Annotated in this window: 15 protein-coding genes; 2 read left to right on the top strand and 13 right to left on the bottom strand. The window is 65.7% G+C overall.

Annotated elements, in window-relative coordinates; translation table 11 throughout:
* Positions 1-1,494: 1,494 nt before the first annotated feature.
* On the bottom strand, positions 1,495-2,214 hold the full coding sequence (locus HZS54_RS06205; RefSeq protein ID WP_179921066.1) for a homing endonuclease associated repeat-containing protein: 720 nt from the start codon (positions 2,212-2,214) through the stop codon (positions 1,495-1,497).
* Positions 2,215-2,279: 65 nt separating this feature from the next.
* Complete coding sequence (locus HZS54_RS06200) at positions 2,280-3,536, bottom strand: RNA-guided endonuclease InsQ/TnpB family protein (protein WP_179921064.1); 1,257 nt, start codon at positions 3,534-3,536, stop codon at positions 2,280-2,282.
* 788 nt (positions 3,537-4,324) lie between these two features.
* On the opposite strand from HZS54_RS06200, the gene HZS54_RS06195 reads away from it, so the two are divergent.
* Positions 4,325-5,641, top strand: coding sequence for an RNA-guided endonuclease InsQ/TnpB family protein (locus HZS54_RS06195; RefSeq protein WP_179922951.1), 1,317 nt, complete (start codon positions 4,325-4,327; stop codon positions 5,639-5,641).
* Positions 5,642-6,789: 1,148 nt separating this feature from the next.
* Here the strand turns inward: HZS54_RS06195 and HZS54_RS06190 are convergent.
* The 10 genes from HZS54_RS06190 to HZS54_RS06145 form a co-directional block, all read right to left on the bottom strand.
* Entirely contained in the window at positions 6,790-8,742 is a 1,953-nt protein-coding gene (locus tag HZS54_RS06190) for a histidine kinase N-terminal 7TM domain-containing protein (RefSeq protein ID WP_179921062.1), read from the bottom strand.
* 150 nt (positions 8,743-8,892) lie between these two features.
* Positions 8,893-10,578, bottom strand: a complete 1,686-nt coding sequence (locus HZS54_RS06185; RefSeq protein ID WP_179921060.1) for a helix-turn-helix domain-containing protein — start codon at positions 10,576-10,578, stop codon at positions 8,893-8,895.
* Positions 10,579-10,768: 190 nt separating this feature from the next.
* On the bottom strand, positions 10,769-10,957 hold the full coding sequence (locus HZS54_RS06180; protein ID WP_179921058.1) for a hypothetical protein: 189 nt from the start codon (positions 10,955-10,957) through the stop codon (positions 10,769-10,771).
* Positions 10,954-11,406, bottom strand: coding sequence for a hypothetical protein (locus tag HZS54_RS06175; protein ID WP_179921056.1), 453 nt, complete (start codon positions 11,404-11,406; stop codon positions 10,954-10,956). The genes HZS54_RS06180 and HZS54_RS06175 overlap by 4 nt, the downstream gene beginning before the upstream one ends.
* Positions 11,393-12,772, bottom strand: coding sequence for a signal peptidase I (locus tag HZS54_RS06170; RefSeq protein WP_179921055.1), 1,380 nt, complete (start codon positions 12,770-12,772; stop codon positions 11,393-11,395). Before HZS54_RS06170 ends, HZS54_RS06175 begins: the two co-directional genes overlap by 14 nt.
* Complete coding sequence (locus tag HZS54_RS06165; RefSeq protein WP_179921054.1) at positions 12,765-13,718, bottom strand: hypothetical protein; 954 nt, start codon at positions 13,716-13,718, stop codon at positions 12,765-12,767. Before HZS54_RS06165 ends, HZS54_RS06170 begins: the two co-directional genes overlap by 8 nt.
* A gap of 64 nt (positions 13,719-13,782) precedes the next feature.
* The gene (locus HZS54_RS06160) at positions 13,783-14,532 is read right to left on the bottom strand and encodes a hypothetical protein (RefSeq protein WP_179921053.1); all 750 of its coding nucleotides are present in this window, start codon (positions 14,530-14,532) and stop codon (positions 13,783-13,785) included.
* 211 nt (positions 14,533-14,743) lie between these two features.
* Positions 14,744-16,795, bottom strand: a complete 2,052-nt coding sequence (locus HZS54_RS06155; protein WP_179921052.1) for a vWA domain-containing protein — start codon at positions 16,793-16,795, stop codon at positions 14,744-14,746.
* A 93-nt stretch (positions 16,796-16,888) separates the two neighbouring features.
* On the bottom strand, positions 16,889-17,722 hold the full coding sequence (locus tag HZS54_RS06150) for a hypothetical protein (RefSeq protein ID WP_179921051.1): 834 nt from the start codon (positions 17,720-17,722) through the stop codon (positions 16,889-16,891).
* A 175-nt stretch (positions 17,723-17,897) separates the two neighbouring features.
* Positions 17,898-18,785 (bottom strand): SipW-dependent-type signal peptide-containing protein, encoded by an 888-nt coding sequence (locus tag HZS54_RS06145; RefSeq protein ID WP_179921050.1) that lies wholly within the window; start codon positions 18,783-18,785, stop codon positions 17,898-17,900.
* 480 nt (positions 18,786-19,265) lie between these two features.
* Here HZS54_RS06145 and HZS54_RS06140 point away from each other — a divergent pair, with 480 nt between their 5' ends.
* Positions 19,266-19,799, top strand: coding sequence for a DUF7344 domain-containing protein (locus HZS54_RS06140; RefSeq protein WP_179921049.1), 534 nt, complete (start codon positions 19,266-19,268; stop codon positions 19,797-19,799).
* A gap of 58 nt (positions 19,800-19,857) precedes the next feature.
* Here the strand turns inward: HZS54_RS06140 and HZS54_RS06135 are convergent, their stop codons facing one another.
* Positions 19,858-20,445: a helix-turn-helix transcriptional regulator gene (locus tag HZS54_RS06135; protein ID WP_179921048.1), complete on the bottom strand. Its 588-nt coding sequence runs from the start codon at positions 20,443-20,445 to the stop codon at positions 19,858-19,860.
* Positions 20,446-20,623 lie beyond the last annotated feature (178 nt).

Raw genomic sequence — 20,623 nt, 5'->3', positions numbered from 1 at the left:
GAGACATATTATCGGCACCCGTACAGCCTTTTCGGAAGAGACTGACCAAAAATCCCTCCGCTCTTGTGAGGCAGGTTATCCATCAGAATCGCAAGGTAGGATGCCAGCAACAATGTGCTGCCCAATAGGAAACCTCTATGATCAAGAGTGCGGCCATGCGAGAGACAGTCAACGCTCCGAAATTATTTTCAGGAGTCAACACAAAAACTAGACTGCTTCGTGGCATCGTTGGTTCCTGTCTCGAAGCATGGTCGGGCGGATCCAACACATCCCGGCCGACTTCTGCTTGGTACCCTGTGATTCCTAGTTGCAGTCAGAAACATCTCCTCCAAGGTCCCGTATTTGAACCGTGGAACCAGACGCTGGAGGAATCGAAACGAGATCCACAACGGTTCCGAGACCCGCTGCACCTTCGCGACGGCTATTGGCGCTCACCGGGACAGTCAAACGCAAAGGAGTGTGCCCCCGTGTGCGGGACAGTGGGCACACATACCTCGCAACTGTGAGAGTCGCGACGATAGCTTGGGAGTCCTGATCGCTCCCGTCCCCGCCATCACTGGCGGGTAGCTAGACTGTTACCGTGGACGGACTTATCAGTTTTCCTCAGCTATACTCACTCTGGCACCCGGTGCAGTTGTATACGGCTTTGACTGCTGGGGCTCACCTGAGACGACCACACGGGAATAGTGTGCCCCAAGGCTCGAACAGTGGGGCACACCCTGACAGCTGCCGTGTCGCAAACGCTTGGTGGTAACGGCCCATCTGATGGCGGGCCTGTTGCTATTGGGCCCGACCAGCAAAGAATGTTATGGACCCACACACCTCACGCCCGTAGTAGTAGAAGTTCTCAGACTGAGATCGTGGATGCATACGCCTCAGACAGAGAGTGGGAAAGCAGGGCAACGGCTCAAAAGCGGGTACGGTGCCCAGCCACGTTCATCGACGCTTGAACGGCGATCACACGACAGGAAAACGCCAGCTGAGGGACCCAGAACTAGATAGTATCCCGACTAAGTATGCGTCATGTGAACAGAAGCCAAACACTCTTGTGCGAAGGTCACGAAAGATAATCTAGGAGAGAATGTATGCACAACCCGTCCTCGGCCACTCGGGAGGCAGGAACAGATAGCAGCTACTCAAACAACTCGTCGCGGGTCCAACACGCTGTCTGTGCAGTCGCGGGATTAGGTGCCGTCGCTGTCCTTATTGTCTATTTTACGACACTACTACTGGAATTCATCCAGCAGTTCGCCGAGTTCTCAACGACAGTTCTTGTGTTTGGCCTTTTTGCGCTTTGGTTGCTAGTCTGGATTTCACTCGAGTCACTGTGGGAGCTGGGCAGAGAACGGTTCTCTTCTAGGCTCTAGCAGTTAATTTGCGGCCTTCGAAGCTAAGGCGGTCGATTCCGTCTCTCGGAGCGGTTGCACAATCGCTGTTGCTGTATCCTGCTGACTCCAAGCGAATTCCGCCAACAGTTCTTTAGTACCACTGCAGTCAGTTTTCAAACGCTGCCTCGAGAGCTGCTGACCACGAACCGAACTGCCGCTGATATGTTGCCGACCCAAATTTCCCGTCGGCATCCATCTCTCGAGCGGACGGTTGCTTCTCCAGTTCGTCTGCTAATCGCTGTAGTTCAAAGAGCAGTTCAGATTCGCTGAGTGACGACCCGCGCTGTGTCGGCTCGAACCCAGCCGCCTCGATCGCCGCATTCCAGGAGCCAAAGTGGCTCACGTACACTCTCGCTGCATATTCTCCCTGTTCGTCCATCTCTTGGAACGTCGGCGGGTCACCAAGGTCATCCGCGAGTCGGTTGATTTCCGCAAGTAAGTCCGAATCGGGGATTTGAGACGGCTCGTCGGTTGGCTCTAGTCCTGCTGCTTCGATAGCCTCATTCCATGACCCAAACCGGTCTCGATAGGTAGACGCCCAATATTCGCCATCAGCATCCATCTGGGCTGCACTCGGTGGCTCGCCGAACTCTTCGGCGAGCTCGCGGAGTTCAGCTAGAAGCTCCGATTCTGGAATTTCTGTCGTCGGTGCTTGCGGGTCGTACCCAGCCGCTTCCACTGCGTCTTGCCACGACCCGAAGCGATCATAATACGTTGTGACGCTGTATTGTCCGTGTTCACGAACCTCGGTAAGCGACGGTGGGTGGCCTAATTCATCAGCCAACCGCTCGATCTCCGACAAGAGATCAGTATCTGAGTAGGGCATCTAGTGGGTTCTATTTCAGACCGATACCTTGGAATTATCTAGTCAACTACCCCACCCTACTTCGCTCACCCTGACGGGTTCGCTCGTGGAGGGTGGGGCTTGTCCGTGTCCTCGACCTCGAACCCGTTCGGGTGGGCGGTAAATCCGCCACTCGGTGTCACCGTTCCAGACTGCAGGGCAAGCTGACTGTTGCCCGTCCGCCGAGACGACTGTTGGCCTCGGCGGATGTACCGCATACCGATGTTCTTCGCCGCGTTGTAGTCTGCGTTCGCTTCCGACTCACACTTCACGCACCGAAAGTCGTTACGGGTCGGGCGATTCTCGTCGGCTGTGAAGCCACACTCGGCGCACCGTTTCGACGTGTACGCTGAACCCACCTGCTTCACCGAGATGCCCTCTGCCTCGGCTTTGTACTCCACTTGCTCGTAGAGTGTTCGAAACGCCCACTTGTGACCCCACGACGCACCCGTTCGGTCACGGATGTGGGTCAACTCCTCGAACGCTATTAGGTCACAGTCGTACCGGAGTGCTTCGTCTACGATGGCGTTCGACGCTCGGTGGAGTACGTCGCGGACGTGGCGAAGTTCACGGCCACTCGACTGTTCAAGCGTCCGGTGGGCACTTCGGGTGCCGGTCTGTTGGAGTCCGGCACGTACTTTCTCGAACTCGCGGAGGTCGTGGGTTAACTCTCGCCCGCTAAAGAAGGAGGCGGTGCTGGTGACGGCGAGGTTTTCGATACCGAGGTCAACCCCGAGGACCGTTCCGTCCTCGGCGGTTTCCTGTTCGGTGTCGGTCTTCGGTCGGCGGAAGCCGATGTGCAAGAAGTAGTTGCCATCGCGGGCGGTGAGCGTACTTTCCGTAACGCTCCATTCGTCAGAGTTGAGGTACTGCCGTTGGTAGCCATCCTCGGCATCGGGAAGGGCGAGCGAACACCGGACGCGACTCTCCGTGGTGGAAAGAGAAACTGTGTCGTCATCGAACAGCGTCATGGTCCGGGTGTCGTACTTCACCGTGGGTGCGGTGAACGTCGGCTTGCTGACCTTCTTTCCGTTGGACCGACGTTCGATACAGCCGGTGATGGCTTGTGCGGCTTGGTGGGTGGCGAGAATCGCGTGCTGACTCCCGAGGTCGGTTTGCTCACGCACGTCGTCGTAGGCGAGAGGCTGTACGTCGCTCTTGGCGTTGCAGTTGCCCCACGCCATATCGGTGGCGAGCTGGCAACCACGCGTCCACTCAGAAATGGTTTCCTCAAGCAACTCGCGTTGCTTACCATCTACCGAGAGTCGGGTGATTGCGGTCCGACGCACGTAGTCGTCTCCCACAGTTTCAATGTAGTATTGTGGCTACTTATAAATTGGTTTCAGTGACCGATACGAACGCGCTCCTCCCCTCCCTACTCACTCCCTTCGGCCGCTCCTTGAGGAAGGGGTCTCCGCGCTACCGCTTCAGTTGAGCACACAAACGGTACGTATTTCGGTCCTGTACAAAAAGACGACAGCAAGGAGCGATGAAATCGAAGACTTCGATGAGGACTACAAGACCCCCTCGTCCGGCATCCATCGCCAACACGGCAAACACGACACCCGGACGGTGAATGCTGTTCGATGATGGTCGCGTCTCCCTCTCAACGGTTGACGAGCGTATTCGGTACGACCTCGCGTTGCCTCATGACGAAGACGGCTACCGACACCGGTCCCTCAACAACGAGACTGGGAACTCACCGAATCCACGCTCTCGATATGAGAGGAAACGTGCTCCCTGGGGCGAGGGAGCACGATCGGTCCGAAAGGGTGATTCACTGGAACGAGAACCATCCCTTCACACAGGCGATTGATGGCTATCGCCGACCCGTGTCACTGACACGGGTGGCCTTATTTAATCACCACCGTAGTAAATGTCTTCTGGAAAACATTCATCGCCCCGGCCTCAAATGACTGCTACACCAGATTCGATTATAAAGAGCAAGGAGAATACCCGCGCCTAAAGGCGCGGGATGAATCCGACAATTCCTCCACAACCCACCGTTCGATAGAAGGCTCGGATATTCCACCGGTCTCAAACCAAACATTTACAATAGATACAAATATAAATGGTTATACAGGCGTTCAGAATGCTGGAAGTCCACCGAACCCACCAAGCGAAAATACACAACCACTCACAGGTAGAGGACTCGCTCGACCGGCACGGGTGGAGCGCCAGCAAACTCTGGAACGTCGCCAACTACCATTCCCGCCAACGATGGGATGAAATCGGGGAGATTCCTGACCACGGAGACCTCAAAGACGAGTTGAAGACCCACAACAAGTACAACGGATTGCATTCGCAGTCCAGTCAGCGGGTTCTGGAGGAACTCGCTGAAGCCTTCAACTCGTGGTACGGCTCCGACGACGAACGGGACAATCCCCCCGGCTACCGCAAAGAAAACTACTACGATTCAGAAGGTCGTCGCGTCCACGAGGAACACCCACGTAGCACGGTGACGTGGAAACAGAACGGCATCAAACACGACGCCAAGAACAACCGTGTTCGACTGTCCAAGGGCGCAAATCACAAGGAACACCCAAAAGCATGGGAATACATCCTTGTCGAATACGAGACACGCCCCGGCGTCACGGTTGAGAACCTACAGCAGGTCAGAGCTGTCTACGATCGAGCGAAAGGTCAGTGGGAACTGCACCTCGTCTGTAAAGATGAAATCGAGACCCCCGCCGCGCCCGGTGAGGAGACGGTAGGTATCGACCTTGGCATCTGCAACTTCGCGGCGGTCGCGTACAGCACCGAAGACGCCGACCTGTACCCCGGTAACCGACTGAAACAAGACGGGTACTACTTCCCGAAAGAGATTGCCAAGTGTGACGACTCGGGTAGCGAACGAGCCACTCGGTTACACGCGAAGTGGTCGGAGCGCCGCACCCACTTCTTCCACAGCCTCGCTAAGCACATCGTTGAGAAGTGTATCGAGCGGGACGTGGGGCGGATTAACGTTGGGACGCTCGCTGGTGTTCGAGAGGACGACAACGGCGAGTCGAAGAATTGGGGCAAGCACGGCAACCTTGACCTTCACGGATGGGCGTTCGACCGCTTCACTAACATCCTCGGATACAAAGCGAAGGTTGAGGGCATCGAAGTCGTAGAAGTGTCCGAGCGCGACACGAGCAAGACGTGTTGCGTCTGCGGGAGAGAAGACGAGAGTCAGCGTGTCGAACGCGGTCTGTACGTCTGTGAGGAACACGATGATGCGTTCAACGCTGACGTGAATGGGGCGGAGAACATCCGTCTCAACATCAACAACACAAGTAACTCCGAGTCTTCGGTCAGTTTGGGCGAGGATAGGAGTACCGGCTGGTTGGCACAGCCCGGAGTCTACCTGTATGACTTGTCCAGCGGATTCCAACCGCAGGAACAAGTGGTAGACTCCAAACCCTAATATCCCAAATGCGGTCGGGATTCCTCCGCCTGAAGGCGGAGGAGGATGTCAACGGCACTGTTCAGCATCGATTTTGCCGTATAGAGGAAGCGGCTGGTATCTGCCCGCCAAGAACCTTCAATAAGGGATGTTCTGGCAGTTTTACCAGTAGCCAGTGGCGGGCTAACTCGGGCGTTTCGACCAGAGTCATCCACCGACTGAATCGCTATCCGTACGGGATTTGGCCGAGGAACTGCCGGAACAGGACGGTCGGGAGGACTTGGTCACTCTCGACTGTCCGGTCTGCGGTCAGCAAGAGGTTCACCAGCGCCCACAGATTGTACAGCGACACGGCTAACAGAAACTAAACACGGCCACTCTCGCATCCACAAGGAATTTATATGAGCAGACAAACATACCGGTACCTGCTCCTCGGAGCAGGGTCATTCGCGGGGGTGCCGTTTCCGTGCCAGGAACTTTGCCCCCGTCCATCCAGCGGTTTGTCGGTAGTATTCTGCTATGGATAGTCAGCCGTTGAGGTAGTCCAGCAACGAAAGTTGAGACGGCGGAACATTCATTGTGAGAGGTGTCTGAAATAATAATGCCCACTCTACGGTGGGTTCCTTCGCGAGGCAAAGATGCTGTCTTGTGTGCCCCACTCCCGAACCCGGGCACACTACTTCCCGTATGTCCAGCTCCGGATAGCAGTATTATACCCAATTAATATACTCCCCTCGCAGTCTCGCTTAAGGGCCACATATGCTTGACTCACAAGACTTATGAATGTATTTTCATAACGGGTTACTTGCCTGCACCCGCCGCAGGTATCCGCGTTACCCGTCGTTGGGTGCACATTTTCCCCCGTGCGCCCTTTTGCCGCCTACGTTCGCTATCCACGGGTTGGAACCCTCTGCCAGCAACAGCGAAACGTAGCTGGTATTCCCATGCCGGGAAGCCGCGCCGTTCACGGCGCGGAGGATGTCACGCTGAAGTTGTCGGTTTGTCGATCATCGGTATCCATACCAACCTCATGCTCAACCGCGTCTACATGTGGGAGTAGATGGGCCACAACGCACCCCTCCTGCTCACGGCCGGGCCGAACTGCCGACGGGTCGCCCGCCACATCCGACCGGCTGAGCCGCGGAAGGACTGACCACGGTCGTCGGCACTCACTCGTCGGTCCGTACCTCAAAACGCGCACCACCCGCGTCACATTCAGTGACTGAAAGCCGCCAACCATGTGCTTCGACCGTCGTCCGGACGATCGCCAGTCCGTACCCTCCCTCGCCGTCCTCCGTGCCGTACGCGAGCGCGCGCTCCCGGCGCTCCGGCGGGATACCCGGACCGTCGTCCTCCACGTAGAACCCCGCCTCGTCCCCGAGAGTCCCGACGCGGACCGTCGTCGCCGCCTCGTCGGGCCCCCGATCGGTCTCCGGGCCGCTCCCTGGCACGGAATCGCCGTCGGAACCGGCTACCGACTCGGGGACGGGATCGCGGTCAAAGTCGGGGTCGCCGGATCCGCCGCGGAGCAGCGGCTCCGACCGCGCCGGTCCGTCGGCTCCCGATTCCGAGGAGTCTCTCGTAGCGTCGGAGTCGGAGGAGCCGATGGGGTCGGACCGGGTCGCCGGCTGGTCCGCCGCGCCGAACGGTTCGACGCCGTGGACGACCGCGTTCTCGAAGAGGTTCTCCAGCGCCTGCTGGACACGCGAGGGCTGGCCGCGGAGCGTCGTGGTCCCCTCGATGACGAGCGACAGCCGCCCGGTGTCGACGACGGTCCAGGCGTCCCTGGCTGTCGCCTCCAGATCGAACGGCGTCTCGGTCTCGACGGCCAGGCTCTCGCGGGCGAGATCGGGGATCCGGGCGGCGAACTCGCGGAGCCGCGCGTGGACCGTCTCCAGGTCCGACAGCGACTGCCGAACCGACGGGTCGGCGTCCTCGATATCCGTCCGGAGCAGCTCGACCAGCGCGTCCGCGGTCGCCAGTGGCGTCCGGAGATCGTGGGCAGCAATGTCCGCGACCCGTTCGAGCTGGTCGTTCTTGCGGCGGAGCTGTGCGGTCGTCCGCTCGAGTTCCCGGTTCTTCGCCGCGAGCTCGCACTCGCGACGCCTGTGTTCGGTCACGTCGCGAGCGACGACGACCCAGCCGGTCCGGGCGGGGCCCAGCGGCAGCGGCGAGACGTTCAGGCTGTAGTTTCGGGTATCGGCGCTCTCACCCTCGCGAGCGACGAGTTCGACTGTCCGGGCCGCTTCCGGATCCTCGGGGAGCGCCCGCTCGACGGCCGGCCAGTACTCGGAGACCGGGTCCCCGAGGACCGGGTCGGTTCCGAGCAGCGCGTCTGCCCGACCGTTGGCGTCGATGATCCGCGCCTCGTCGTCGAGGGCGACGAACGGGTCGCGCATTCGGTCGACGGCTGTCCGACGCGCGACCGGCACCAGTTCCAGAAACCGATAGCGGAACAGCGCCCACGTCGCGACCAGTCCGCCGAAGACGAAGCTCAACGGCGTCAGGTCCACGCGCGGGCCGAGGACCGACAGGGTGACGTGGCCGATGTCGGCGAGCAGCGGCCCGACGCCGGCGAGCGCCATCGCGCCCGCCTGCTTCCGGAAGACTCCCCGTCGGCGCAACGCGTGGCGGAGGAACAGCGCGGTCGCCGCGGCGACCAGCACGTAGCTGTACGCTGCGTGCGGGTAGAACAGCGGGCCGTAGACCCTGTCGAGCCCGCCGCCCAGCAGGGGCGTCGTCCCCGGCGCCCAGAACAGCTCGTGCATCCGATTCGTCCACGCGAAGACCTGCGTCACGGCCGGAACTGCGAACAGCGCGACCAGCCCCCGGCGCGACGGGAACCGCTGGCGGGTGTACTCCAGCGCCATGAGGAACCAGCCGACCGTGCCGACGCCGGCCGCGAGGATGACGAAGTTGTAGGCGACGACCGGCGGGACGACCGTCTCGAAGGCGAGCGCGGTCCCGTAGGCCGCGAGCCACACCGTCATCCCGCCCATCGAGAGCGCGAGCCCGCGGGCGCCGACCTCCGACCGGTGAGCCAGCGCGACCCTGACCAGCGCCGCCGAAACGACGGCGCTCGCGACGGCTAGCCCTGCGACGGCGTCCACGAACTCAACCATCTGACCGTGTATTCTTCGGGCGTAGTGAAGTATAAAACTGGTTACCACTTCACCGGTCGACGGGGCGACCCGCAACGGGCGGAGAGCAGCAGGAAACGGACGCGTACGGTCGAACACGGACCCGAACGAACGGCGGCGCGGGCGGGGTCGTCAGTCGGGGTCGAACAGTCGCGCGAAGACCTTCCGTTCGGCGGTCCGGAGGTGCTGAGTGAACGTGACCCGATTGATCCCGAGCGTGTCGGCGACCTCGGTCGCGTTGTGTTCGCGGGGCCGTTCGAAGTACCCCTGATGGTACGCGATCTCCAGCGCCTGCCGCTGCTTGTCGGTGAGGTCCGCTGCGAGCCCCTCGTCGACGACCGGCTCCGCCCTGGATTCGTCGGCCCTGATGCGACCGACGGACACCTCGGGGAACTCGTCGCGGAGCGCCCGCGAGAGCGCCTGGATGTCCCCCTCCCTGGGGTACGACACCGAGACCGTCACTGCGTCGTCCTCGACGGTGGTTCCGGTGACTTTCGCCCCGCGATTCGCCAGCAGGCGCTCCGGGGTCGGTCCGTCGGCGACGAGTTCGACCCGGAGAGGCGCCACGTCGTCGTCGACGCGCACCGACTCGACGCCCGGCATCGACGCCGCGTCCGGGAGCGCCGACCCGGGAACGCCCGTCACCCGGAGGAGATACAGCAGTGATCGGTCGCTCTTGACCGCCGTCGAGACCACCGACACCGACGCCCCGTCGGGGAGCGTGCGGCTGAACGCGACAAGCGGCACTTCGTCGCCGGAGAACCGGAACCCGACGGACACCGGGACCGAGGACACCAGCGAGCGCTTCCAGTTCGCCGTCCGCAGCGCGTAGGCGACGGTGGCCGCGTAGTCCGACAGCAACCGGCACTCCCGGTCGTCGAACGTCCCCGGATCGGCCGCGAAAACCGTCAGGACCCCAACGCGACCGCCGTCCTCGCCCAGCGGAACGGCCGCGACGCTCCGGAAGCCTGCCGCCAGCGCCGCCGACTGCCAGTCGCGGTTGTCGGTCCCGCTGGCACCGTCGCCCTCCGACGGAGCGGTCGCGTCGGGGTCACCCGACCCGATCCGGTCGACGACGTAGACCTCGCCCCGGTTCCGCGCGACCAGGGCCGGGGTCTCCCCGTCACCGGCCCGCTGGGCGGAGCCGACGCGGTCGAGGTAGCCGCCGCAGTCGACCGCCGCCCACGGGTCGAGGCCGTCGACCCCCTCCTCGATCCCGATCCACGCGCCGGTGTAGCCGTGTTCGTCGACGAGCAGGTCGCAAAAGGCCTGACAGAGCGTCTCCCGGGACGCGGTCGTGGTCACGATGTCGAGCATCGCCTCCTTGCTCCGGCGCTCGCGGGTCAGCGCCCGCCGTGTCCGATAGGCCCCGACCGCGGAGGTCACTCGCTCGGCCAGCAATCCCGGATCGTCGCTGTGACGACCCTTGCGGACGTAATCCGTCGCGCCGCGTCTGATGGCCTCGCTGGCGACCCCCTCGTCGCCCTCGCCGGTCACGAGGACGAACGGCCGGTCCGAGTCGACCCGACGCACGGCCGAGAGGAGGTCGAATCCGGTCGCGTCGTCGAGCCGGTAGTCGCAGACGACGCAGTCGGGATCGAGGCGTTCGAAGGCCGCCTCCGCCTCCGAGAGCGTCGTCGCCGTCGTGACGGAGAGCCGTTCGCGCTGACGTTCGAGGAGTCGAGCCGCGGTCCGGCCCCACATTTCGTCGTCGTCGACGACTAGCACCGTCGCCCGCGACGAGAGTCCGTCGTCGGCGTCGGCCCCGTCGGTATCGGTCCCGTCGGCACCCGTTTCGTCGGGGCTCTCACCGGTCATCGACACCTTTCGGCGCGTTCGAGCCGTGAAGGCGGTCCGTTCCCGGCAGTGTCGACTCGTGGTCAGACCGGGGAGCTCCCTCCGGGAGCCCGTGGACCCGCTGGCGGTGGCCGGACCCGGCGTCGTGGACGCCAGTTCGCGGCCGAGTCAGTCGGTCGAACACTAGTTGGCACATATACAAGTTCTCCACTTATATTACCGTTCGCGTCGCGGCGAAGGTCCCCGTCAACAGGAGGTCAGTCGCGACCTTCAGTCCCGAGAGCGCGATGGCCAGCAGGAACAGGTAAACCAGAAGGACGATGACGTTCCGTTTCGGCGTGTCCGTCCGGACGCCCGGCACGACCGTCGCGATCGACCGTCGCGGCCGTCGCTCCGTCACTTCGAGCCACCCCTGGCGCCGCTCGACCCGCCGCGAGCGCGGCGTCGCTCGGTGGGGTTCGGGCGCACCACCGGCGCCTCGGCCGGGGACGCGCCCGCGACGAGCGACGGTCCCGCGCTCCCCGGAGCGTTGCCGGCGCCGGCGGGGCCGTTCCCGTGGCCGACCGGAGCGTTGCCGGCACCGTTCGGTCCGTCCCCCGAACCGCCGGGTCCGTCTCCGTGGCCGTTCGCCCCGTTCTCGACGCTTGCGGGGGAGTTTCCGGTCCCCAGGGGCCCGGAGACCGGAGCGTTCCCGGCGCCGACGTTACCGGCCAGCGTCGCGCTCACCGACTCCCGGTCGATCAGGACGCCGTGAGTGAGTCCGCCGGTCGCCGCGGCGAACAGCAGCGCCGTCGACAGCGCGAGCGCCGCGAGTTTCGCCCCGGAGCGGGGGCAGTCACTCCGGGCCATCGTCGCACTCCCGACCGTCGCGGTCCCGCGACCGCGGGGTGGGCCTATCCGCGTCGACCCCGCCGTCGGTCCGCCCCGCGGCCGTCTCGTCCGTAGCCGCGCTGTTCGCGACCGTCTCGTCCACGGCTGTTTCGTCCGTAGACGCGTCCTCCGCGGCCGCGTCTCCCGACCCGGCGAGCGGATCGCCCGCTCGGGCGTCCGATGGGGAGTCGTCTCGCTCGCCCGACTCCGCCGGGTCCGCCGGCTCAGTCGCGACGAACGTCACGCCGTCTTCGAGCAGCGCGTACTCGCCGGCGACCTCGTCGTGGACGACCCACGCGCCCGAGTCCGCCGCGAGTTCGCGAAACGCGGCGATATCGCGGACTTCGACCCGTCTGGCGCGCGAACGGTCCGAGACGACGGTCCCGGCGACAACCCGCTCGCCGCCGTCCGACGCCGCGTCCGAACCGCCGTCGGGTACCGTGTCCGGGTCCGCACCGCCGCCGGCCCCGGACTCCCCGTCGGCCGCCTCCTCGGGCCTGGCGCCGGCGAGGAACGCCACCAGCAGGAGCGCGCCGACGCCCGACCCGACGGCGACCACGGCCGCGAGCGGGCGGCGCGCCTGGAGGGCGTAGCGTCCGGCGACGACCGCCAGCGCCGCCAGCACGACGGCGAGCAGTCCCCCGGCCCGCGGCGAGAGGGTCACGACCGGATCTGACGCCCCGCCGGTGGACCCGTCCGTCGGCGCGTCGGCGTCCGTCGCGTCCGCGCCGTCGTCCTCGGGGTCGTCGCTCCCGGAGTCGTCCGCGGCGTCGCGCCGGCGGACGAGCGCGCCCCACGCCTCCGAGAGAGCGAGCAGCGACAGCGGCGCGACCACCAGAGTGGCGAAGCCGTGGGTGGTGTTGGCGAAGCGGACGACGAACCCGAGGTAGGGGACCGCGAACAGCGTCGGCCCGAGCCCCGGCAACGACGGCTCCATCACTCGCCCGGCGATCTCGCCGGTCGACACCCGCTCGGGGTCCGGCGCCTGGTTGTTGTCGCCTTTCGTCTCGAAGACGAGCTCACCGGCCTCCCGCTCGACGCCGATCACCCTGTGGGTCGTCGGCGGCTCGGTCGGGCCGCCGCCGAACGTGATCACGTCCCCCACCGAGACGGTCGCCGGCGACACGTCGTCGACGATCACCACGTCCCCGGGGCTGATCGCCGGCTCCATGCTCCCGCTCAGGACGACGTAGCTGGCCTCCGCGCCCACGACCTGCGGGACCGCGAAGACCACGAACGGGACGACCGCCGCGACGAGCAACGCCACCAGCGCCGCCCTGAGGAGACTCCACCTGTCGTACGATGCAACCCGCGCCTGCACTCTGGTTCTGAAATTCTCAGTCATTGTCACACCCGTTTAATTCGAACTCGTCGCCGTCGACGTCGTACTTCAGCCCGCAGCCGCCGGGACACGGCGTCGGGTTCGAGCGGCCCGACCCGGGGAAGCCGGGGCCGCGCTGGTCGTACGTTTCGCCGGCCCCGGCGACGAACCGTCCCGGCGAGGCTCGCTCGAAGACGTCCAGGCTCGTCCCGTACTTGAGCAGGACCGTCCCGAGAGCGGGCGGCGCGTCGGTCAGTTCGAGGACCGACCCGTCGACCGCGAAGCGCAGATCCGCCGGGCGGAGCCGCTCGTCCGAGGCCGCGCAGAACCCGACCCAGCTGATGTCGGCCGTCTCCGGCGGGCGGTCGCCGCACCCGGCCGAGCAGGTCCATCCCGGGCCGAAGGCCTCAGGGTCCGCGACGTTGCGCGTCTGGACTGCGTAGAACTCGAAGTCGACGGAGACCGTCGCGTCGGCCGTCAGCGGCTCGCGGAGCTCCCACTCGACGGTCAGCCGCCAGTCGTCGCCGGGCGCGATCGACCCGTCGAGCCGAACGCCGTCGCCCAGGTTCGACCGGGCGTCGCCGAGTCGTCCGCGGAACAGCCGCGTCTCGGTCCCGTCGGCGACCAGCGAGAGCGTGACCCGGAGTTTGCGCTCGATCTCGGTACACCGCCGACACCGCGTCCGGGCCCAGACGTACGCCGGATTGCTTCCGGGCGCCAGCGACAGGGCGACCGCGTCGCTCCCGCCGTCGCCGACCGCGCCAACCGTCCCGAACGAGGCGTCGACTCCGCCGCTCGCCCACGACGCCCGGAGGTCGAGGACGCCGCTACCGGCCGACCCCTCGACCCGCTCGTCGTCGCGGAACACCGCCCTCGTCCCGACGCCGGCGCCGGCCGCCGCGACCGCGCCGGCCGAGGTGAGCCCCGCGAGGACGGCCCGCCGCGACAGCGATCCGTCGTCTTCGGTCACGGTCGACCACCCCGTCGCCCGGCGCGTCCCGGTCCGGGAGTCGTGGCCTGCGGAGACACGGCGGTCACCTCGCGACCTCGAAACAGTCCGAGCCAGCGTCGCCGGCGTGGCCGAACGTCACGGTTCGGGAGTCGGTCACGGGCCACCCGAGCCCGTCGTACAGCGGTCGGGACCGTTCGGCGTCGCCGCCCAGGTCAGCCCACAGTGTCGCGGTGACCTCGATGCGCCGACGGCCCCCGGGTTCGGGCGTGAGCCCGGTGTCGGTCCACTCCGTTCGGGGACGCTCACCGACCGCGCTCGGCGCGGAGATAGGGAAGGGGTTCGCCTCCCAGACCGGCACCGGTACCCCGCGGTACTCCCCGGGCGCCAGGACGCGGACGCCGACGAGCGACGCGGGCGAGGTCGGGTCCCCGTCGCCGACCGACGCGGCGTGGACGCCGAGGACGAAGGAGTCGCGCTCGCCGGCGTCGGCCGCCATCCCGGGACGCTGGTCGGCCAGTTCCGGCTCCTCGCCGGTCTCCGAGGGGTCCGTGGTCCCCAGCGCCTTCGATGCATCCAGAGCTCCCGGCGCGTCCGAGACCGTCTCGGTGTCGGGGTCGAGCGACACCGACGGCTCCGCGGGAGTCGAGCCGTCGGGGTCGGCCGTCGCCCGCGGCAGCAGGTCGCTCCCCAGCACGTCATCCGCGAGTCGTCCGAGCGCCGTCTCCCCGGCGACCAGCGCGGCCAGCGGGAGCTCCGTCGGGCCCGGCCCCTGGTGACAGACGACTCGCGGGACGACGAGCACGTATCCCGTTCCGGACTGGACGCAAGCCACGGTCGTCACCTCCGCCCGCCGCTCGCGCGGCGTAGAGGGTCGAACCGCCCCGCACGGCGGTCTCGACGGCCGAACGCGGCCGACGGCTTTCCGTCTTCCGAACGGTGCGAGTGATCCCGGATCATGATTGTGCGTACCGGTCTCCCGGTGCAGACCCACCGGCGGAGTCGAACCGCCGTGCTCCGAGTGGGCGAGTCGCCGCGTCGCGCCGCTATATCGTCACCTGGTCCGTCGAGTCGACCGCGCTGTCGTCGTCCTCGAAGACGAAGTCCACGTCGTAGGTCCCCGACGGCGCCGCGATACCGCTCACCGTCAGCTCCAGGAAGGTGTCCGACGTGTACGTGTTCGAGTTGTCGGGGTAGTCGAGCTCGACGGTGTCCCCGTCGATCGCGACGACCTCCGAGCCCGAGGGGCCGACGCTCCACGACGTGTCGTCGACCGACGCTCCTGAGAGGGCGAAAGGGAACTCCACGTCGACCGTCTCGATGGTCGCGCCGTCGTCGTCACTGGGGAACCCCTGCGCCGTCACGGTCGCGGTCGCCTCGTCTCCGTCCCCCTCGTCGTCACCGCCGTCGTCGACGGTGCTCGTGCCGCCGCCGTCGTTGCCGCGGCACTGTTCGGTGTAGAAGCCGAAGTCGAAGCTCACGGAGTCGCTCTGGACCTCGTTGCCGGCGTCGGCCGGGAGCCACCAGCCGAACCCGACGAAGTGGTTGACGCCGGGCTGGAAGCACTCGCGGTCTGGGCTGTCGTCGGGGTCCGACAGCTCGTCGAAGGAGGTTTGCAGCCCCGCGTCCAGCGGGATCCCCGCGCCGTCGGACAGCGCCGCCAGGTCGTCGGCGAGGGTCCCACGGTGGAACACCTCCTCGTCCATGGCGATCGCGTCGGTGATCGCGCTCAGGACGCCCGACACGGTGCCAGGGTCGTCGCTGCTGAAGTAGTCACCCGGGCTCCCCGCGATGTCGTCGCGGAGGTACGTCGAGAGTAGCGGGACGCCGGACTCGGCCTCGCGGCCGGTCGGTCGCTTGTCGTCGTCGATCCCGACCGCGAGGATGCGGTGAGCCCCGCGGATCGCGTCCGCGACGGCCGCGGTCTCGTCGAGCTCGCTGTCGTCGACGGTCGAGTTTCCGGGGTTCCCGCCAGTGTAGCCGCCCCCGACGGTGTACCCTCCCGTCGAGTACTCCCGGTTCTCGTAGTTCGGGCCGCCGTCGGTGAACAGCACGACGAACGTCTCGGCGCCCGAGCGCGCGTTCGCGTCCAGTTCGGCCGCGGCGACGTCGAGCGCGGCGGGCATCGCGGTGCTCCCGTCGGCGTCGAGGCCGGAGAAGGAGACCGGTCCGTCGGCGAGCGCGGTGAAGTCGTTCACGTCGTTCCCGAAGGAGACGCCGCCCACGCGGGCGTCGGCATTCGCGTCGAGGTCGGCGGCGAGGTCGTTGGCCGCGGTTTCGAGCGCGCCCACGTCGTCATCGCTGAGCGAGGCCGACGTGTCCACCGCGATCATCACGTCGACCGCGCCGACCGATTCGTCGACGACGTTGTTGCCGTCGGTGTCGTACCACCAGACGGTCCGGATCTGCTCGGCCAGCTCCGGGTCGGCGGGGCTGTCGTCGACGGTCGCCTCCGGCCCGGTGAGACCGTTCTCGGACTCGGAGACGCCGCGGGCCCGCAACCAGACGTAGCCGGGGTTGTCACAGAGATGGAAGCTCAGCGTGAGCTCCCCGAAGTCTCCGGGTTTGACGTCGTCGAGGCTGACCAGCGGTTCGACCTCGCCGTCGACCAGCGTGTCCGCGTTGGTCGTCCGCAGCCCGCCGACCGGGTCGAAGTGCTCGTCGAGGTCGGCGCCGTCCCGGCAGGGGGAGTAGGCGAATTCCCCGTCTTGCATCTCCTGGACCCCGTCGTCGTTCGGGTCGGGGAACGACTCGATCGACGTGTTGTCCATGTACGCCGGGAGATCGTCTTCGGCGACCCAGACCGCGGGGCTCTCGGGGTCCGGGAGGCCGACGTAGCCGTCGTCCTCCGGTTCGATCCGGGTCACGTCCAGGTCCGCCGCGGGGTCGTCGAACCCGTAGCGTTGCGGGTAGGAGTAGTGTTCCTCCCAGTCGACCTTGAGGTCGAGCTCGCCCGCCGCGAACGTATTGCTCTCGAACGATTCCTCGTCGCTGAACAGCGCGGACGTACCCAGTCCGGCGCCGGCGCTCGCGAGTCCGATCGCGCCGAGCCCGCCCAGCAGTTTCCGCCGTGAGAGTTCCATCGGTTCGTCGGTCATCGTACCACCCCGTCAGGGGCAGGCCCACCGGCGGAGTCGAACCGCCGCCGCGATCCGCGGGCGCTCGCGTGAGTACCGTCGGTCATCCCGCTGTCACGCCCCGTCGAACGGCGTCTCGTTGTTTCGGGTCTGTTCTGCGTCGAACCGCAAGGTGAACGACACCTCGTCGCCCTGCACGTCGTTGCCGACGCGGATCGGCAGTTCGAGCAGCTGGTAGAACCAGGCGGCCTCGGAGTTGCTCCCGACCGTCAGCGGCTCGCCGTTTCCGTCGCGGAGCACCACGCCAGACCGGTAGACCTCGTGGGCCTCGTTCATCGTCGTGTAGTGAGCGCCGCTGGCGGTCACGCCGTCCAGATCCGGCAGCTCCCAGTCGGCGAGGCCGGTGTCCTCGTTGTCAGTCGTCGTATCGAGCCCGGTGAGGTCCCCCCGGCTGATCCCGCCGCTGAGGTCCTCGTACGACGCCCATATGGTCGAGAGGAGCACGTCGCCGAGGTCGCCCGGCGAGTCGGTGTCCGTCTCGGACTCGGGGGTTCGGCCCTCGGTGTTCGAGTAGTCCTCGTCGACGGAAGTGACCCGCACGTATCCCGGGCTGGCGATCACCTCCGGGTTCCACTCCAGGAGGAGCCAGTCGCCCGGTTTCAGGTCGGACACCGCGATCGTGACCGCCTCGCCGTCGGCCGTGTCCTTCGGCGTGATCTCGGTGTTGTCCCGGACGGTGGGGGTACTGTGGGCGATGTTGTCCACCGTGACGCGCAGGTTCAGCGCGCCCGCGCTCAGCTGGTTGTCCGCGAACGATTCCCCGTCGCCGAACAGCGCCGTCGTCCCGAGGCCCGCGCCGGCGCCGGCGACACCGATGGTGCCGAGTCCGGCGAGCAGCGAGCGCCGCGTGAAGCGGACGCCGTCGGTCGAGTCGTTGTCTCCGGTCATGGTTACTACACCCGAGTGTCGGGCGAAGCCCGCCGGCGGAGTCGAACCGCCGTCGTCGCGGTGACGAGCGCCGACGCGGGTCCCGGCGGCTGTGGCCGCCGGAGCGGTCGCGCTGTCCGCGGGCGCGACCGGAGTCGCAGGGGTATGTGGGGTCGGGGGAACGGTTACCCGAGGGTCACTCGGGCGTGGCGGTCCCTTCGGGGGTCGAAGTCGGGTCCGGCGTCGCCGTGGGCTCGGGCGTCGCCGTCTCGCTGACCGCGCTGTCGCCGTCGAACGGCACGTCGTTGTTGCGGACCTGCTCGGCCTCGAACACGAGGTCGAACGACAGCGTGTCGCTCTGGATGATGTTGCCCACGTCCTCGGGGACGTACAGCAGGAGACACCACTCCGCCGAGCCGGGGCCGTCGGGAGTGCCCTCCTCGGGGTCCGACCCGACCTCGAGCGGCTCGCCGTCGCCGTCGCGCATGATCACGCCACCGGAGAACGTGTCGTAGGTCTCCTGTAGCGTCGATCCCTCGGGAGTGACGGGATCGAGGTTCTCCACGTAGTCTCGGGGGTCGTCACTGTTGGCGTCGACAGAGTTCTGGTAGACCTCGGCGAGCATGAAGTCCTGCAGCTCGCCCGCGCCGTCGTCGTCATCGGGGTCGTTCTCGGCCTCGCCGTCGGTCGGTTCGGGTTCCGTGTAGCCGTTCTCGCCGGTTTCGCGTCCCTCCGCGCGCGTGCGGATGTAGCCGGGGTTGTCGCCGACCTCGAACTCGAAGCAGATGATACCCCAGTCGCCGGGCTTGACGTCCGAGACCTGGATGCCGGTGACCGCATCGCCGTCGGCGGTCGCCTCCAGCTCGGCCAGGTCGACCTGCTCGGCCCAGTACTCGTTTGCGGCCTCGACCGACGCGGTGACGCTCATGTCGAGCGTCCCTGCGGTGACCGAGTTGCCCTCGAACGATTCCTCGTCGCTGAACAACGCCGTCGTCCCGAGACCGGCGCCCGCGGACGCGACACCGATGGTGCCGAGCCCGGCGAGCATCTGCCGGCGGGACAGTCCGAATTCCTTGTCTGACATGAGTTTTCTCCACCCGTTCCGCGGGACGGGACGGGCTTGCTACGACCCACATCGGGACACCCCATAGGTAATTACCGGATTTTTTATCAATCGTCTCGTTCGACGGGTTCGAACGTGCCGTTGGTCGGAAACAATCGGCGATTGTCTCCCCAATGGTGTCGTTTGGCGGCTTAACCACGGGTTCAGGTGACGCGACCGTGGCGCCGACGGACGGATCGACCCCGCGGACGGCAGGACGGAGTCGGTTTCCCGGGAGTTCGACACGTCTGCGAACGGTTTCGGGCGGGGTACGGTCGCGGTAAAGCGAGTTACTGACGGGGTTTAACCGACTGTTGAGCCGTCCGAAACGACGGGTTCGGTCGTAAACCACTCGATAAGCCGCTCCGATATATCGGGGCTACAGAGGGCTGTAGGGCGTGAATTCGGCAAAGCGGGTCGATAATTAAGCAGGAGGAGGGAGTGGTCCCCCTCGGGAAGGGTATGGGTACGTTACGAAACACGCAGTCGTTAGCCGAGGAACAGATCCACGACGTTCTCAGGAACGAGCGGCGGCGAGCGGTACTCACGCATCTCCAGCGGACCATCGGGTCGGTCTCGCTACGCGAGCTGTCGGTCTCCATCGCGGAGGGGGAGTCGGGCGAGTCGCCGCCACCGACCGACCTCCGCGAAAGCGTGTACAACTCCCTCCATCAGACGCACCTGCCGAAACTGGACCGTGAGGGCATCGTCGTCTACGACAAAGACCGGAAGACGGTCACGCTCGACGAGTCCGCTCGCGAAGTCGACATCTACATGGAGGTCGTCTCGCCGTACGGGATCACCTGGGCGTCGTTCTACCGCGCGCTGGCGACGATCGGGCTGGTCGTCCTGCTGAGCGCCGAACTGGAGTTCCCGGTGTTCGTGCGGCTCGACCCCGTCTTTCTGATCACGGTCATGCTGCTCGCCGTCGCCGTCTCGACGAGCTATCAGCTCTGGAACCGACGCTGGTTCGTCCTGTGGGCACTCACCGACTGACCGTGACCCGTCGAGCCGCCCAGCCACACCTCCGGCGGTTTCCGGACCGTTCGCGTGGTCAGCCGTGTCGTCCCTTCTGATAGACCAGTACGAGCAACACCGCGAACAGCGACAGCTCCGCGTAGACACCGTCGAGCACCGCGGGCGTCGGCGTCCAGGCCGACGGGTCGACCACGGCCAGCACGAGCCCCACCGCGGCGACGGCGATACTCCATTCCAGGCGAACCGGATCCGGCGACTCCATTCCGTCCGACCCCTCCGTCTCCCCTGCGTCCGTCCTCTCGCGTTCCGAGCCGACGATGGAGAGGCCCCGCGGCTCCACCGTGACGGTCTTGCGCTCGGAGTCGTAGTCGACGACGCCGTGGTCGGCGAGCTTCGGCAGGTGCGTCTGGTGGAGCGTCACGTAAACACTCTGGCGTTTGTTCCTCGGGGGCGGCCGCTCGCCGGTTTCGGCCGCCGCAACTTCCTCGGCGAGGTCCGAGAGGTCCCACGTCTGTTCCCCTCCCAGCAGTTCCAGTACTCGCATCCGCCGCTCGTTGCTCAGTAGTTCGTGAACCGTCGTGCGGTCCAGTTCGTTGCACCCATCGTCCCCACCCGGCGGCCCGTGCACCGGAGACGACGCCTGTGGCGTGATCGGTCGTGACATATGTATCGGTCCCTGCCAGTTGCCACTGATCGAGGCGCTGGCGGTGTTCTCTCGCCGTTCCGGCCGCGCTCTCCACACCCGTAGAACCCGGCGGAACGTCGCCTATTCGTTTACCGTCTACTGACTAATCATTGATGACTACATGCGTAGTATGATCAGTTACTATTCTGATTGTTAC

Origin of the sequence: Halosimplex pelagicum (assembly GCF_013415905.1) — an archaeon.
In the GTDB taxonomy this organism is placed as follows: Archaea; Halobacteriota; Halobacteria; order Halobacteriales; family Haloarculaceae; genus Halosimplex; species Halosimplex pelagicum.
Note: the sequence above shows the minus strand (reverse complement) of the source record. Positions and strands in the feature narration are given on the sequence as shown.